Source organism: Sphingobacterium puteale, assembly GCF_003627955.1.
Lineage (GTDB): Bacteria > Bacteroidota > Bacteroidia > Sphingobacteriales > Sphingobacteriaceae > Sphingobacterium > Sphingobacterium puteale.
This window is the reverse complement of the sequence record NZ_RBWS01000015.1, coordinates 61659-77575: the sequence shown is the minus strand read 5'-3', so window position 1 is coordinate 77575 and position 15917 is coordinate 61659. Positions and strand designations below refer to the sequence as shown.

Genomic DNA, 15917 nt, shown 5'->3' with positions numbered 1-15917 from the left:
GAGAGTTATGAGTATCAGAAACACGATTCTTGTTCGCGTCTATTTTGCCTTTGGACTTATTGTGCTACTTGCATTTATGGTGTTTGGGAAAATGCTGAAGCTGCAATATGTAGATGGGCAACATTGGAAAGCATTGGCGGATAGTCTTTCTATTCAGGAGCGCGAAGTTGAAGCTGCCCGGGGAAATATCTATTCCAACGATGGTAGTCTGTTGGCGACTTCTGTTCCAGAATATGAACTTCGTTTTGATGCTATGGCTGTACCTGAAGAGGATAGTGATTATTTCAATCTCAAAGTTGACTCTCTAGCGATAAAATTGGCTGGTTTTTTTAAGGATAAATCATCCCGGCAATATTTGACATTATTAAAACAGGCGCGAAATAAAAAACAGCGTTACTTGCTGATCAAGCGTAATGTCTCGCATCAGGATTTAAAGAAGGTGAAGCAATTTCCTTTGTTTAAGGCTGCTCGAATTGGTAAAGACCGTTATCCAAGTAGTTTGATTACGGATAGACAGAATAAACGGATCTTACCTTTTGTGAACCTTGCGGCTCGGACTATCGGTTACAAAAATGTAAAGGAAAATATCCATGTCGGTTTAGAAGGTGCATATGGTGAGTACATTGATGGGAAAAGTGGTAAGCGATTGATGCAGCGTATTGCTGGTGGGGTTTGGATTCCAGTTAATCGGGATATTGAAGTGGCACCAGTTGACGGTTCTGATATTATATCGACCATTGATGTGAATATGCAGGATATGGCTCAGCGTGCTTTGGAAAAACAAATGATCATAAGTAACGCGGATGAAGGCTGTGTTGTGATGATGGAAGTCAAAACCGGGGAAGTGCGTGCCGTTGCAAATTTCATGCGGGATAAAGACGGTGTTTATCGTGAAAAGTTCAATCTTGCGATTGCGCAAAGTGCCGATCCGGGGTCAACGTTTAAACTTGCTTCTTATCTGGCATTGATTGATGATAAGAAGATCGATTCAAGTACAACTATAAATATCGGAAATGGTAACTGGCCGATTTACAAGCATACCATTCGTGATTCGCATGCGCCCAAAAAATCTATAGTCTCGGCGAAGCGAGCATTTGAAGAGTCTTCAAATGTTGGGGTAACAAAATTTGTCTATCAAGCTTATAAAGATAACCCAGATCAGTTTACATCGAAACTACATTCTTTCGGTTTTGGAAAAACGTTGGATCTGCAGATTCCGGGGGAAGGTGTTCCACTGGTGAAAACGTCGAAAAGTAAATCATGGAGTGGTTTGTCATTGGTGCAGATGGCTTATGGTTATGAGATGAAGATTACACCATTACAGACCTTGACATTTTATAACGCGGTTGCAAATAATGGTAAATTGATTGCGCCGCTTTTTGTGAAAGAGATTAGGCATTTAGGGAATACAATTCAGCGTTTCGAGGCAAAAGTTATCAATGAAAAAATTGCCTCAGATCATGCATTGGCGGAAGTAAGAGGGATGATGGAAGGAGTGATGACAGAAGGAACAGGAAGGAGTGTTGCTAGTCCATTGTATACTTCAGGGGGTAAAACGGGGACTGCCCAGATGGCGGATGGTTCCAGAGGTTATGGCGCACGGAGATATCAGTCATCTTTTGCGGGTTATTTTCCGGCTGAAGATCCGAAATATTCGATTATCGTCGTGATTCGAAATCCGAGAAATGGATATTACGGTGCATCGATAGCAGGGCCTGTTTTTAAAGAATTAGCGGATATGGTCTATGCCAATGACATGGAGATGGAGGGCAAAAAATCATTCAAAGCTGTGAATGTAGGTGGAAGAATGCCTTTGACCTTGCAAGGATCAAGAGAAGCGAGTAAGAAAGTGTATGATAAGTTGGGAATTAATACGGTGAATTGGGATATGGTGGCGAGAGGCGAAGTAGATACATCGAATAGAGGTGTACCCTTTGTGGATTTAAAATATAGAGAGGGAATTGTCCCAAATGTAGTGGGCATGGGCTTGATGGATGCATTGTATGTGATGGAGAATGCAGGATTTAAAACGCATGTATTTGGAAAGGGAAGAGTGGGAGCACAATCATTGATTGCAGGTCAAAAACTTCCATTTGGAACGGCGATAAAATTAGAACTTAAGTAATGATGGATTTAAAAAAAGTATTGCATGCTATCCCTGTTCAGCAGGTGGTGGGAAACCTCGAAGAGGTCGATGTGTACTCTTTGTGCTTTGATTCCAGAAGAGTGGAGCTGGGAAGTTTGTTTATCGCTGTGCGTGGTGTTCAGACTGATGGGCATTTGTTTGTGGATAAGGCGATTACTTCGGGAGCGAGAGCAGTTATTGTTGAAGAACTTCCTGCTGAAATATTGGACTCTGTAGCCTATATTTTAGTTGCAGACTCTGCATATGCACTGGGGGTTGCTTCTGCCAATTTCTATGGTAATCCATCGGAACAACTTAAGCTAGTTGGTGTGACTGGAACAAATGGAAAAACAACGGTGGTTACACTGTTATTCCAGTTGTTTACTGAATTGGGATATCATGTTGGCTTATTGTCAACAGTACAGAATCAAATTGGTGCAAAGGTAATTCCTGCAACACACACGACACCGGATCCGATTCAGCTCAACAAACTGTTACGGGACATGGTCGATGATGGCTGTGACTATGCTTTTATGGAAGTGAGCTCCCATGCGCTAGTGCAAGAACGTATTGCAGGCTTAGTGTTTGCCGGTGCAATATTTACGAATATTACACATGATCACCTGGATTTTCATAAAACTTTTGATAATTATATCAAAGCAAAGAAGAAATTTTTTGATGATCTGGACATACATGCATTTGCATTGACGAATGCCGATGATCGAAATGGTCAGGTTATGTTGCAAAATACGGTTGCGCACAGAAAGAGTTATGGTTTGCGTTCTGGAGCCGATTTTAAAGCAAAAGTTATTGAAAGCCATTTTGATGGTATGCTGATGAGTATAGATGGGCAAGAAGTATGGGTCAAATTGATCGGCGACTTTAATGCGTATAATCTGTTGGCCGTGTATGCTGCTGCGATTTTATTGGAGCAAGAAACAGTGAAAGTGCTGACCGCTTTAAGTACATTAAAAGGAGCAGAAGGTCGTTTTGAAACGATGAAATCTGCATCAGGTGTTTTCGGTATAGTTGATTATGCCCATACACCGGATGCTGTAGAAAATGTCTTAAAAACAATAAGTTCTTTGCGACGTCCGGAACAAAAAATTATTACAGTGTTGGGCTGTGGTGGTGATCGGGATAAAACGAAGAGACCAGAAATGGCGGAAGCAGCTTTACGTTATAGCGACCGTTTTGTGATTACATCGGACAATCCGCGCACGGAAGATCCCTATCAGATTATCAAAGATATCGAGGCTGGTGTCGGAGCTGATCAAAAGGCAAAAACACTTTCAATAGCTGATCGTAAAGAGGCGATTCGTACAGCTTATCAACTGGCAGATCCGGGTGATATTATTTTAGTTGCAGGAAAAGGACATGAAAAATATCAAGATGTGAATGGTGTAAAACAGCATTTTGATGATAAAGAAATTTTAGAGAATACATTTAACGAAAAATAGAAATATGTTGTACCATCTATTTACGTGGCTTAGTGAATATATCCATATACCTGGAGGCGGATTGTTTCAATACATCTCCTTTCGGACGTCCATGGCTGTGATTGCTTCATTAATTATTACCACGGTTTTTGGGGGAAAATTGATCCAATTCTTGCATAATAAACAAGTTGGGGAGACAATTCGTGATTTGGGGCTAGAAGGTGAAAAAAAGAAAGCTGGTACACCTACTATGGGGGGGATAATAATCATCGCCGGTATATTGATCCCGACACTATTATTTGCCAAATTGACCAATATCTATGTGATTATCATGATTATAACGACATTGTGGATGGGTGCAATAGGTTTTTTGGATGATTATATTAAAGTCTTTAGACATAATAAAGAAGGATTGGCGGGTAAATTTAAAGTTGTCGGTCAAGTCGGTTTAGGGGCGATAATTGCCTGTACAATGTATTTTCATCCGGATATAGTGGTACGCAAAGGTGTGGACAAGCCGACATCTACTAAACCGGTGGAAGTGGTTATCAATGAGGGCACAGGAGAAAAAACATACGCTGAAAATGTAAAATCTTCTAAAACAAATATCCCATTTTATAAAAATAATGAATTTGACTACGCCAAGGTCTTCAAGATGTTTGGTTTGCAAAGCGACTACCTGACTTTTATCGTTTTTTTAGTTGTCGTCATTTTTATCGTTACTGCGGTATCCAATGGCGCAAATATTACCGATGGTATTGATGGTCTGGCAACGAGTACTTCGGCGATCATCGGAGTTACTTTGGCAATTTTAGCTTATGTATCGGGTAACGTAATCTTTTCTGATTACCTCAATATCATGTATATCCCCAATTCGGGAGAACTCGTAATTTTTGCTGGAGCATTTGTTGGGGCTTGTGTAGGCTTCCTATGGTATAATACGTATCCTGCACAAGTTTTTATGGGGGACACGGGGAGTCTGGCAATCGGAGGTATTATAGCGGCGTTTGCTATTTTGATTCGTAAAGAGTTATTGATTCCAATCTTGTGTGGTGTGTTTTTGTTGGAAAATCTTTCGGTCATCTTACAGGTTTCCTATTTCAAATACACCAAAAAGAAATATGGTGAAGGAAGAAGGATCTTTTTAATGTCGCCTTTGCACCATCACTTCCAAAAGAAGGGTTACCATGAAGCGAAAATTGTCACTCGTTTTGTCATTGTGGGAATAATTTTGGCCATTCTGACAATTGTAACATTAAAAATTAGATAACGATGTCAAATATTGCAACAACATATTATCCTCAATCCGGCAGCTTGGTCGTTCTAGGCGCAGGTGAAAGTGGTGTGGGGACTGCAATCCTGGGGAAGGAGAAGGGGTATGATGTATTTGTATCGGATAAAGGCCTGATAGCGGATCACTATAAGGAACAGTTGAAAGCGGAAGGCATCGCTTTCGAGGAGGGCAACCATGACGAATCACGCATATTGAACGCTGCACTTGTTGTTAAGAGTCCCGGGATTCCAGAAACAGTGCCATTGGTGATTGCCTTAAAAGAAAAAGGGATTCCTGTGATAGCCGAGATAGAATTTGCTGCCCAATATACTGCGGCCAAGTTAATTTGCATTACAGGATCTAATGGAAAGTCAACAACGACCATGTTGACTTACGAAATGCTAAAGCATGGAGGTCTTAATGTTGGTTTGGCCGGTAATATTGGAAAGAGCTTTGCGCTTCAAGTAGCACGTGAAAATTTTGATTGTTACGTGTTGGAAATATCCAGCTTTATGCTGGACGATATGTACCATTTTAGAGCAGATATTGCTGTAATACTTAATATCACTCCGGATCATTTGGATCGTTATGACCATAAAATGGAAAATTATGTGGATTCTAAATTCAGAATGATTCAAAATCAGACAGAGAAGGACTATTTTATATACTGTCTGGATGACCCTGAGACAATAAAAGGTCTGGAAAGACACCATAGTAAAGGGACGTATCTGCCTTTTACACAAGAACAGCTTGTTGAATTGGGCGCTTATTTAACGGCCAATAAAACAATGATTATTAATACACCAAATAACGATACATTCACTATGAGAACTGAGGAATTGTCATTGCAAGGGAAGCATAATATTTATAATAGTATGGCTTCTGGATTAATTGCAAAAGTACAGGAGTTGAGAAATCAAGCGATGAAGGAAAGCATGGGATCGTATGTGAATATTCCACATCGTCTTGAACATGTTGCTTGTATCGGAGGAGTCAATTATATCAACGATTCGAAAGCTACCAATGTCAATTCCGTATGGTATGCTTTGGAGAGTTTTTCGACGCCAATCGTATTGTTATTAGGCGGTGTGGATAAGGGAAATGACTATAGCATGCTGACTGATTTGGTAAAGGATAAAGTGCGCGCAATAGTTTGTCTGGGAAAGGATACTGCAGCGATTCATAAGGCTTTTGAACAAGATGTTGAAATCATTGTCAACAGTACTTCCATGCAAGATGCTGTTGTCCTGTCTTCACATTTAGCCAAAAAGGGAGATACGGTATTACTGTCCCCTGCCTGTGCGAGTTTTGACTGGTTTAAAAACTATGAAGACCGTGGTGATAAATTTAAAGCAGCTGTAATGGAATTATAATAAATGGTACAACCATAAAAGGGAGAAGGATATGTTACAGAACATAATGTCTAAATTAAAAGGTGATCGCTGGATATGGATCATTGTGATTATCTTATCGGGATGGTCACTTTTGGCCGTATACAGTTCGGTCGGGACCTTGGCCTATAAAGAAGGTAAGGGGACAGAAATGTATCTGTTGAAGCATTTTTCGATCATCGCCATTGGATTTGTTTTGATGTATCTCTCGCATAAACTGGATTATCGGTATTATGCGGGTATTTCTAAAATCTTAATGGGGATCACGATACCTTTGTTACTATTTACTTTATTGTTTGGAAGTAGTGTAAATCAGGCGAGCCGTTGGCTGACAATTCCGGGTATTGGGATGACTTTCCAGACTTCCGATTTGGCCAAGTTGTCATTGATTGTTTTCCTTGCACGGATGCTGTCTCGCAAACAAGAGGAAATCAAAGATGTGAAGAAAGCTTTTCTTCCTATTATGGGATCAGTATGTGGTGTTTTCGTACTGATAGCATGGGCCAACATGTCGACTGCGATTATGTTATTTGGTGTTAGCGTACTGTTGTTGTTGATTGGCCGAATATCCTTTAAACAGATCGCAATTGTTTCTGCAGGTGTGGTTTTGTTGGGAATTATTGTTGTCTCCATCGGACCGAGGCGGGCAACTTACTATAGTCGGGTAAAGACATTTTTGGGTGTAGAAAAGAAGGACGAGTCAGCTAGTCCGGTCTCATTTCAGGATGATAAGAACTATCAGGCTAATAACGCCAAGATTGCAATCGCGACGGGAGGACTCTTCGGTAAAGGTCCGGGAAATAGTGTTCAACGAAACGTATTGCCGCATCCCTATTCCGATTTTATCTATGCAATTATCATTGAGGAGTATGGGACAGTTGGTGGGGTAATCTTGCTATTTCTGTATCTGGCTTTTATGTATCGGTGTATCCGCATCGTCACGATGAGTCCCAAAGCTTTTGGGACATTCTTGGCCGCAGGCTTAGGATTTAGTTTGACGATACAAGCGCTGGCAAATATGGCGGTGGCAGTAGGGCTGGGACCAGTGACAGGTGTGCCGTTGCCATTAGTGAGTATGGGTGGGACATCCATTTTATTTACAAGTGTCGCCCTTGGGATTATCCTGAGTGTGAGCAGAAATATTGAAGAATTAAAAGGTAAAGAGCAGCTGGACGAAAAGCCGAAACCTAAGAAAGTGGTGATCGGTTCAATTCCTGCCTAAACAATATATTGAGCATGGCAATTCGAGTAATAATAAGTGGGGGTGGTACCGGAGGACATATTTTTCCGGCGATTTCAATTGCAAATGCATTGAAGACGATGGATCCTGCAAATGAAATATTATTTGTAGGTGCCAATGGCCGGATGGAAATGGATAAGGTGCCTGCTGCAGGTTATTCTATTGTTGGACTTGATATTCAAGGAATCAATAGAAAGCAACTTTGGAAAAATATCCTATTGCCATTCAAATTAATGAAGAGCCTGAATAAGGCAAAAAAAGTAATCCGGGATTTCAAACCGGATGTCGCCGTAGGTGTTGGTGGTTTCGCTTCAGGGCCATTATTGATGATGGCGAATAAATTGGGGGTTCCGACAGTGGTACAAGAGCAGAACTCTTATGCGGGCGTAACAAATAAAAAAGTTGGTGCTAAAGCGGCAAAAATCTGTGTAGCCTACGAGGGTATGGAACAGTTTTTTCCAGCTGATAAAGTATTGTTGACGGGAAATCCCATCCGGAGAGAGTCCGTCGCAATTGAAGGTAAAAGAGACGTGGCATTGGAGTTTTTTGGCTTGGAACAACACAAAAAGACAATCTTGGTGTTAGGCGGGAGCCTGGGCGCCAGAACATTGAATGAAAGTGTGGTCGCCTATTTGGATTCGCTATCCAAAGAGGATGTGCAGGTGATTTGGCAATGTGGAAGTTTTTATATCGACAAACTTCGTCTGGAACTCGAAGGAAAACTTCCTACGAATGTGAAGATGATGGCATTTCTTCAAAAAATGGATTATGCCTATGCTGCTGCTGACGTAATTATTAGCCGGGCAGGAGCAGGTACCATTTCCGAACTCTGTGTTGTTGGGAAGCCTGTTATTCTTGTTCCTTCACCTAATGTTGCGGAAGACCATCAAACTAAAAATGCAATGGCTTTGGTCAACAAAAATGCTGCGTTGTTGGTGAAGGATATTGATGCTGCACAACAATTAATTCCAGCGGCTTTGAATTTATTCAGGAACCTGGAGCAAGTAACGCAATTGAGTGAAAATATAAAAGAACTGGGCAAGCTGGACGCGGACGTTCAGATTGCAGAGCAAGTATATAAATTGGCAAATAAGAAATAGATGATGAGCATGAATCTAGATGCAATAAAACAAGTTTACTTGATCGGAATAGGCGGAATCGGAATGAGTGGCCTTGCACGCTATTTTAAGCATTTGGGCTGTGAAGTGAATGGATATGACCGTACGGAGACCGAATTGACCAAGACTTTGGCCGAAGAAGGTATTTCGATCACATATCAGGATGAGGTGGGTTCCATTGATCCTATTTTCCATCAGCCAGCGGCTGATACACTAGTCATATTTACACCTGCAATTCCTAAAGATTCCAAAATTAAAGCTTTTTTTGAATCTCAGGGACACGTGTTATATAAAAGATCACAAGTACTGGGTATCATCAGCGAAAGCCGGTTTACAATTGCGGTAGCAGGGACACATGGTAAAACAACGACGTCTACGATGGTCGCGCACCTGTTGAAAGATTCCGGATATGACTGTTCCGCTTTTTTAGGTGGTATCAGTTCGAACTACGGTACCAATGTGCTTTACGGCAACAATAATACAGTGGTCGTCGAAGCAGATGAATTCGATCGTTCATTTTTAACCCTCCATCCGAATGTTGCGATCGTGACTTCTTCGGATGCAGATCATTTGGATATTTATGGGGATAAGAGCCATTTACTTGAATCGTTCCAGCTGTTTTTGGATAAGGTTGTTCAAGACGGTACGCGTATTATAAAAAAAGGATTGGAATTTAAAGGACAGATCAGCTATTCCGGGCATGAGGTGGCCGACGCTTATGCATCAAATGTCCATGTCAGGGAAGGTGAATTTTACTTTGATTATCAGGATGTCCATGGAAAAATCGAGGACATTCATTTGGGCATTCCGGGAATTCACAATGTTGAAAATGCCGTAGCCGCTATTACCGTGGCTCGTTTGTTAGGTATTTCAGCGGAGGCAATTAAAAATGCATTGACCACATTTAAGGGGGTAAAAAGACGATTTGAATACATTGTCCGTAGACCTGAAGTGGTGTATATCGACGATTATGCGCATCACCCTGAAGAATTACGCGCGTTTTTGACTTCAATGCGCAAATTATATCCGACAAAGAAGCTGAACGTCGTATTTCAACCGCATTTGTTTACGAGAACCAGAGATTTTGTAGATGGATTTGCTGAAGTATTGTCCATGGCAGATAATTTACTCTTGATGGAGATATATCCTGCGCGTGAACTTCCGATTGAGGGGGTTAGTTCAAGCTGGTTATTGGATAAAATTACTGCACAGCATAAACAGATTGTGACGGCCGAAGAGGTACTGGATTTTGCCCGGCATGAAAAGCCGGATTTGATCGTAACGGTGGGTGCGGGAGATATAGATAAATTGGTGAAACCATTACAAGCTATTTTTGAGCATGCTTAGAAAATTACGTGACATACAATGGAATCGTGTACTTTACTTTACCCTATTTTTTATTGGGGTCATCGTAGTTGTTGTGATTATGACCATTGTGGGTAAACGTGATGAACAACAGCTTTGTAAGGAAGTGAAAATCGTTATAGAGGGTACAGAAGCTTTTATCGATCAAGCGGATATATCAAAACTGATTGCGCAAAACTATGGAAGTTTTGTTGGAAAGAAAGTCAATGATATTCCGTTTCAACGTGTAGAAAAGACATTGAAAAAATTGCCTTATGTGTCGAATGCAAGCATTCACGCTGACATGGACGGGACAGTACGGATCAATATAGATCAGCGCGAGGCGGTCATGCGGGTTATCAACAAAAATGGACGTGAGTTTTATGTTGACCCCAAAGGTTTAAAGATACCGACAACATTGAAGTATATTCCGCATATCATGGTAGCTACGGGTAATATTTCCGAAGGGTATAATGAGGCATTGGATACGATTTCGACCCCCTTGGTAAAAGATTTGGTGAAAGTGGCGGAATTTATTGGAAAAGATGAATTGTGGAGTAATCAGGTTGTACAGATTTATGTAAACGCGGATCATGATATCGAACTTGTGCCCCGTGTCGGAACCCAGCAGTTAATTGTTGGATCAGCCGATTCACTGGAACAAAAATTTGAATTATTAAAAACATTTTATACGCAGATCATGCCGAAAGTGGGTATTAACGCTTATGGTGTGGTGAATGTAAAATATGGAGGTCAAATCATCTGTGAGAAACGTGGAAATTGGAGTTTCTCGGATGATCAGACAAAAAAAGTAGCAAATAATACATTATAGTAATACAGCAACAATACAGGAAATTATGAACTCAAAGGCAGCAGAAATTGAAAGAGAGAATCCAATTATCGTGGGACTCGATATTGGTACTACCAAAATTTGTGTTACGGTTGGGAGACGTAGCTCAGGGAACAAAATCGAATTATTAGGTGTGGGTAAGGCCGACTCTGCGGGAGTAAGTAGAGGGGTGGTAGCCAATATCCAAAAAACTGTGGGAAGTATTTTGGAAGCGGTAGAAATTGCCGAAGCACAATCTAATGTCGATATTAAGGTTGTCAATGTGGGCATCGCCGGTCAACACATTAAGAGCATCCAGCACCGTGGAATATTTACCAAAACTGATGGTGATGATGAGATCATTCGAAGAGATATCGAACGATTGATTTCGGATATGTATAAACTGGTACTGCCTCCAGGAGAAGAAATTATACATGTTTTACCTCAGGAATTTACGGTAGATAATGAACCGGGGATCCGCGAACCTATCGGCATGGCTGGACGTCGTATAGAAGCAAATTTTCATATTATTTCGGGAAGAGTTACCGATATCAAAAATATTAAAAAATGTATTGATAATTCGAATCTGGAAGTTGCTGAATTAATTCTAGAGCCTTTGGCGTCTTCTGAAGCTGTATTGGATGAAGATGAAAAAAATGCTGGTGTTGTATTAGTTGATATCGGTGGTGGAACAACCGACGTTGCAATCTTCCATGAAGGAATTATTCGTCATACTGCTGTAATCCCATTAGGCGGTAATATCGTGACCGAAGATATTCGTCAAGGCTGTTCTGTATTGCGTTCACAGGCAGAATTACTGAAAACACGATTTGGATCTGCCCTGGCTGATGAAAATAAAGAAAACGAAGTCATTTGTGTGCCTGGATTGAAAGGTCGTGAGCCCAAAGAAATTTCCGTAAAAAACTTAGCTTATATTATTCAGGCGAGAATGGAGGAAATTATCGAACATGTGTATTACGAGATTAAGTCCTCCGGTTATGAAAATAAACTTATCGGCGGCATCGTTATTACTGGAGGTGGGGCTCAATTGAAGCACCTGGTACAACTTGTGGAGTATATTACTGGAATTGATTGTCGTGTCGGTTTTCCGAACGAATATCTCTCCAAGAACGAAGTACTGCCAAAACCGCTTTTTGAAGAATTGAAAAGCCCATTGTATGCAACAAGTATTGGCTTGTTAATCAAAGGTATACAATCGCACGAGGAAGAAGAAGACAGTCGTAGAGAAGCGCATACACCCGCTAAGAAAGTGCAGGCGACTACGACTACGAAAGAGGTTTCGGAGCAGCAGCAAAAAGAACAAGGATTGCTGTCATGGTTCAAACGATTTATTAAGGATGGGAACGAGATTGATGACGCAAGTTTTTTAGATAAAAAGTAAGTTTTCCACAATGATTGAAGTTTTCCACAATTTCACAAATGTGGAAAACTTTTGTTGAAATTATATTATTATTACATTACATATAGTGGGTTTGGTTCAATTTGATATCGTGTTCATTATAAGTTAAATAGGGATAAGTTATGTCAATACAGTTTGAAATGTTAAAAGAACAATCTTCAATAATTAAGGTTATTGGGGTTGGTGGTGGTGGCGGCAATGCCGTAAACCACATGTATAAACAAGGAATTAGTGGAGTAGATTTTATCGTGTGTAATACGGATGCGCAAGCGTTGGAATTAAGCCCGATCCCAAATAAAGTTCAATTGGGAATAAGTCTAACCGAAGGTATGGGTGCTGGAGCCGATCCTGATGTGGGTGAAAATTCTGCTATCGAAAGTATTGAAGATATCAAACGCATGTTAGGTACCAATACTAAGATGTTGTTTATTACCGCCGGTATGGGTGGTGGTACAGGTACCGGAGCAAGTCCCGTTTTGGCTAAGGCCGCTAAAGAATTGGGTATTCTTACTGTTGCGATCATTACTACACCATTTACATTTGAAGGTAAACGCCGTCGCTCACAAGCAGAGGAGGGACTTTCGGAATTGCGTAAATATGTAGATTCTTATCTTGTTATCTCCAACGATCGCTTGCGGGAAATCTTTGGAAATTTAACGATGACAGCAGCTTTCGCAAAAGCAGATGATATATTGACTACTGCTGCAAAAGGTATCGCCGAAATTATCACTATCCCCGGTTATGTAAACGTCGATTTTAAAGATGTTCGCACGGTTATGAATGATAGCGGTGTAGCGATTATGGGTAACGCGATTGCCGAAGGCGAAGACCGTGCATTACGTGCAGTAGAAGGTGCTTTGGCTTCACCATTGTTGAAAGACAATGAGATTGAAGGTGCTCGTTATATCCTGTTGAATATTACCTCTGGAACAAAAGAAGTGACGATGGATGAGGTGGCAATCATTACGGATTATATTCAGGAAAAAGCCGGACTATCTGCTGATTTGATCTGGGGTAACTGTATCGATGAAAACTTTGAAGATGAGCTGTCCGTAACAATTATTGCGACAGGTTTTCAGACTTCTGAAGAACGCGATAAAGAGCGTGAAAACACAAAAGTATCTATGCCCTTGACACCTGAACCGGTTAATTCTTTTGTGAGACCTGTTTCGCAGGTTGCCCCAAAGGAAGCACCAGTGGCCAATAGCTTTGTCACTCCGGTTCAACGTGTGGATACACCAGCTCCTTCAGCAAATACATCGACAACCAATAATTTGCAGTCCGACTTGTTTACTTCTCCAAAAAATGTTGTCCAACAACAGGTTGTTGTAGAAGAGCCGCAAGTGATACGTCATGACTTAGGTTTTGATGGCGCTTATGAAGAGGAAACCTCATTTACTGAAAGTGATTTTCAATTAAAAACTTCGCCTTCTGTTTTCCAATTTCAGATGCCAACGGTATTTGATTCATATTCAGGTCCGTCTGCTTCAGATTATGACGAAAAGCCGACGTTCTCTTCCAGCACAACAAATGAGCAAGTTGAAGTGCCTCAGGTGGAAGAAGAGCAGGTATCATTTGAAGATCAACTGGTACGCACCAAAGAGCGTATTCTGAGATTGAAAGAATTGAGTATGAAATTGAAATCCTCGAACGGTCTTCATGAGCTTGAAAATGAGCCGGCTTATAAAAGAAAGCAAATGTCACTGGAGGATACGCCGCATTCTTCTCAATCACAGGTGTCTCGCTTTACACTGTCGTTTGAAGATGGAAATACGGAAATTCGTCCAAACAACTCCTTTTTACACGATAATGTAGATTAATCGAATTGAGATAAAATACTAAAAAAGCCATCCGATCGGATGGCTTTTTTAGTATCTTTAAATTCCGATAGAATACAATTATATAAGCTATGACTACAAAATTAAATAACCCCGTATGGGTGATGAGTTCTGCCTTTGATAAATTGTCATTACCAGAATTGATTCAGACAACAAAAAAAATTGGTGCTGGTGGAATTGACCTTTGTGTTTTTAGAAAGGACGGCACACGTGAAGACCATACAGCTACGCATTTGGACTATGAAGGGTTTACACCAGCTAAAGCTAAAGAGATACTCGAGCTGTTTAATCAGGCGGATCTGAAACTTTCGCTCGGAGCCTTCGAAAATATGATTGGGGGAGATCCGGAACAACGGATCAAAAATCAGAATCATTTATTAAAACTGATTCGAATAGCGCATTTGTTGGGAGGTGATGAAAATAATGTTAAAGTCGGGACTTTCGTCGGTTATAATCATGAGTTGGGAAACCAGCTGGATGGATTTCAAAAAAATCTGGATGAATACAAACGTGTATTTGAACCGATTGTTAATTATGCTGAAAGCCTCGGGGTAACAATACTATATGAAAATTGTCCAATGGAGGGCTGGCGTTCTTCACGTTATAGCTCTACCTATAATAACCTACCCGCTGTTTTGGCCGCCCGTAAATTGATGTATGCGATGGTGCCTAGTAAGGCGCATGGCGAAATTTATGATCCTTCCCATGATGTTTGGCAAAACACAAACCCAATTGATGTTATTCGTAATACCGATATAAGTCGACTACAGCGTATACATGTGAAGACCACACGCAATCTACAGACGACCGCTCGCATAGATTGGGGGGGGATGTATCCCATGCAACATGTGGATGCTGAGTTAGCAAAAAAAGCAAATGTAGGTATTCCCGGACATGACTGGGATAGGCATCACTACGAAGCAATGCTTCCTGGCTTTGGGGGCTCAGATAGTATGGACTGGCGAGGCTTTGTGGATCTACTCCAGGAACGCGGCTTCAAAGGCCCCTTTGAAATAGAGAATGAGGCAAAGAATTCAAAGGATACGGGCGATTTCTCCGCAACGGTACAAGGATTTACGACTTGTCTTAATTTTTTAGCTCCTATGTTATGGGATTTGGAAGCGGAAGTTGGATACTCTTATAAGAAATCTGATCCGTTAAAAGATTTAAATGTAAAAGATATTCCAGTTGTTACAATGAATGATCTAATCTAAAAAAAATACACTCCATCAATATTCTAATTGTTGGAGTGTATTCTGAAAAGCTCAATGAGTTCGGGAATGTTAGAAACATTTAATTTTTCAAATATCCTGCTTTTATAGGTGCTTACAGTTGATGGACTTAGCTCAAGTAAGCCGGAAACTTCAATAATTCCTAAGCCCTTGATCAATTGTTTTGCAACATCCACCTCCCTGTTTGACAGACGTGCTAAAGGATTTAACTTTGTGAGTTCCGATTTGCTCTGCGTCAGCTTTTGGACATAGAGATCCTGAACATTACTTGACATGTATTTGCCGCGCTCCTGGATAGCCAGTATAGCGTGACTCAATTCTGCCATTGCAGTAGTTTTATTAAGATAACCTACTGCTCCTGCTTCAATATAACGCAATGCGTACAACGACTCATCATAGGATGAGAAAATTAAAATTTTAATAGCAGGTTGGATTTGCAGGATTTCCTCGACAACTCGAATATTATTTCCTCCGGGCATATTGATGTCCAGCAATAATAGGTCGAATTCTTCCAGTTTTATCTTTTCTAGCACCTCATCGAAATTTTCGGCTTGAAATATTTCCGCCTTTTTTAACGTTTCCTTGATAATAACGGAAGCACCTAATCGTACAATGCCATGGTCGTCTGCAATAAGAATCTTCTTCATAGATACTTTATCTTATTCTGG

12 protein-coding genes are annotated in these 15917 nt (G+C 40.7%); 11 read left to right on the top strand and 1 reads right to left on the bottom strand.

Annotation, left to right across the window (positions count from 1 at the left end):
* Positions 1-7 precede the first annotated feature (7 nt).
* The 11 genes from D7322_RS19075 to D7322_RS19025 all read left to right on the top strand — a co-directional run bounded on the left by D7322_RS19075 (position 8) and on the right by D7322_RS19025 (position 15231).
* Entirely contained in the window at positions 8-2125 is a 2118-nt protein-coding gene (locus D7322_RS19075; RefSeq protein ID WP_121125834.1) for a penicillin-binding protein, read from the top strand.
* A complete protein-coding gene (locus D7322_RS19070; RefSeq protein ID WP_121125833.1) occupies positions 2125-3585 on the top strand; it encodes a UDP-N-acetylmuramoyl-L-alanyl-D-glutamate--2,6-diaminopimelate ligase in 1461 nt (486 codons plus the stop codon). Before D7322_RS19075 ends, D7322_RS19070 begins: the two co-directional genes overlap by 1 nt.
* 4 nt (positions 3586-3589) lie before the next feature.
* On the top strand, positions 3590-4834 hold the full coding sequence (gene mraY / locus D7322_RS19065; RefSeq protein ID WP_121125832.1) for a phospho-N-acetylmuramoyl-pentapeptide-transferase: 1245 nt from the start codon (positions 3590-3592) through the stop codon (positions 4832-4834).
* Positions 4835-4836: 2 nt separating this feature from the next.
* Positions 4837-6210: a UDP-N-acetylmuramoyl-L-alanine--D-glutamate ligase gene (gene murD, locus D7322_RS19060; protein ID WP_121125831.1), complete on the top strand. Its 1374-nt coding sequence runs from the start codon at positions 4837-4839 to the stop codon at positions 6208-6210.
* Positions 6211-6241: 31 nt separating this feature from the next.
* The gene (locus D7322_RS19055) at positions 6242-7450 is read left to right on the top strand and encodes an FtsW/RodA/SpoVE family cell cycle protein (protein ID WP_121125830.1); all 1209 of its coding nucleotides are present in this window, start codon (positions 6242-6244) and stop codon (positions 7448-7450) included.
* A 14-nt stretch (positions 7451-7464) separates the two neighbouring features.
* On the top strand, positions 7465-8568 hold the full coding sequence (gene murG / locus D7322_RS19050) for an undecaprenyldiphospho-muramoylpentapeptide beta-N-acetylglucosaminyltransferase (RefSeq protein WP_121125829.1): 1104 nt from the start codon (positions 7465-7467) through the stop codon (positions 8566-8568).
* Between the two features lie 9 nt (positions 8569-8577).
* A complete protein-coding gene (gene murC, locus D7322_RS19045) occupies positions 8578-9933 on the top strand; it encodes a UDP-N-acetylmuramate--L-alanine ligase (protein WP_121125916.1) in 1356 nt (451 codons plus the stop codon).
* Entirely contained in the window at positions 9926-10762 is an 837-nt protein-coding gene (locus D7322_RS19040) for a cell division protein FtsQ/DivIB (protein WP_121125828.1), read from the top strand. The genes murC and D7322_RS19040 overlap by 8 nt, the downstream gene beginning before the upstream one ends.
* A 25-nt stretch (positions 10763-10787) precedes the next feature.
* Positions 10788-12161 (top strand): cell division protein FtsA, encoded by a 1374-nt coding sequence (gene ftsA / locus D7322_RS19035; RefSeq protein WP_121125827.1) that lies wholly within the window; start codon positions 10788-10790, stop codon positions 12159-12161.
* Between the two features lie 140 nt (positions 12162-12301).
* Positions 12302-13999 (top strand): cell division protein FtsZ, encoded by a 1698-nt coding sequence (gene ftsZ / locus D7322_RS19030; RefSeq protein WP_121125826.1) that lies wholly within the window; start codon positions 12302-12304, stop codon positions 13997-13999.
* 89 nt (positions 14000-14088) lie between these two features.
* Positions 14089-15231: a sugar phosphate isomerase/epimerase family protein gene (locus tag D7322_RS19025; RefSeq protein ID WP_121125825.1), complete on the top strand. Its 1143-nt coding sequence runs from the start codon at positions 14089-14091 to the stop codon at positions 15229-15231.
* A gap of 23 nt (positions 15232-15254) precedes the next feature.
* Here the strand turns inward: D7322_RS19025 and D7322_RS19020 are convergent, their stop codons facing one another.
* Complete coding sequence (locus D7322_RS19020; RefSeq protein ID WP_104384264.1) at positions 15255-15896, bottom strand: response regulator; 642 nt, start codon at positions 15894-15896, stop codon at positions 15255-15257.
* Between the last annotated feature and the right edge of the window lie 21 nt (positions 15897-15917).

What these genes read in the sequence shown, in the direction of transcription:
- ftsZ (WP_121125826.1), top strand. Translation starts at nt 12,302, where the DNA reads ATGTCAATACAGTTTGAAATGTTAAAAGAACAATCTTCAATAATTAAG.
- D7322_RS19025 (WP_121125825.1), top strand. Translation starts at nt 14,089, where the DNA reads ATGACTACAAAATTAAATAACCCCGTATGGGTGATGAGTTCTGCCTTT.
- murG (WP_121125829.1), top strand. Translation starts at nt 7,465, where the DNA reads ATGGCAATTCGAGTAATAATAAGTGGGGGTGGTACCGGAGGACATATT.
- ftsA (WP_121125827.1), top strand. Translation starts at nt 10,788, where the DNA reads ATGAACTCAAAGGCAGCAGAAATTGAAAGAGAGAATCCAATTATCGTG.
- murD (WP_121125831.1), top strand. Translation starts at nt 4,837, where the DNA reads ATGTCAAATATTGCAACAACATATTATCCTCAATCCGGCAGCTTGGTC.
- D7322_RS19055 (WP_121125830.1), top strand. Translation starts at nt 6,242, where the DNA reads ATGTTACAGAACATAATGTCTAAATTAAAAGGTGATCGCTGGATATGG.
- D7322_RS19075 (WP_121125834.1), top strand. Translation starts at nt 8, where the DNA reads ATGAGTATCAGAAACACGATTCTTGTTCGCGTCTATTTTGCCTTTGGA.
- mraY (WP_121125832.1), top strand. Translation starts at nt 3,590, where the DNA reads ATGTTGTACCATCTATTTACGTGGCTTAGTGAATATATCCATATACCT.
- D7322_RS19020 (WP_104384264.1), bottom strand. Translation starts at nt 15,896, where the DNA reads ATGAAGAAGATTCTTATTGCAGACGACCATGGCATTGTACGATTAGGT.
- D7322_RS19070 (WP_121125833.1), top strand. Translation starts at nt 2,125, where the DNA reads ATGATGGATTTAAAAAAAGTATTGCATGCTATCCCTGTTCAGCAGGTG.
- murC (WP_121125916.1), top strand. Translation starts at nt 8,578, where the DNA reads ATGAATCTAGATGCAATAAAACAAGTTTACTTGATCGGAATAGGCGGA.
- D7322_RS19040 (WP_121125828.1), top strand. Translation starts at nt 9,926, where the DNA reads ATGCTTAGAAAATTACGTGACATACAATGGAATCGTGTACTTTACTTT.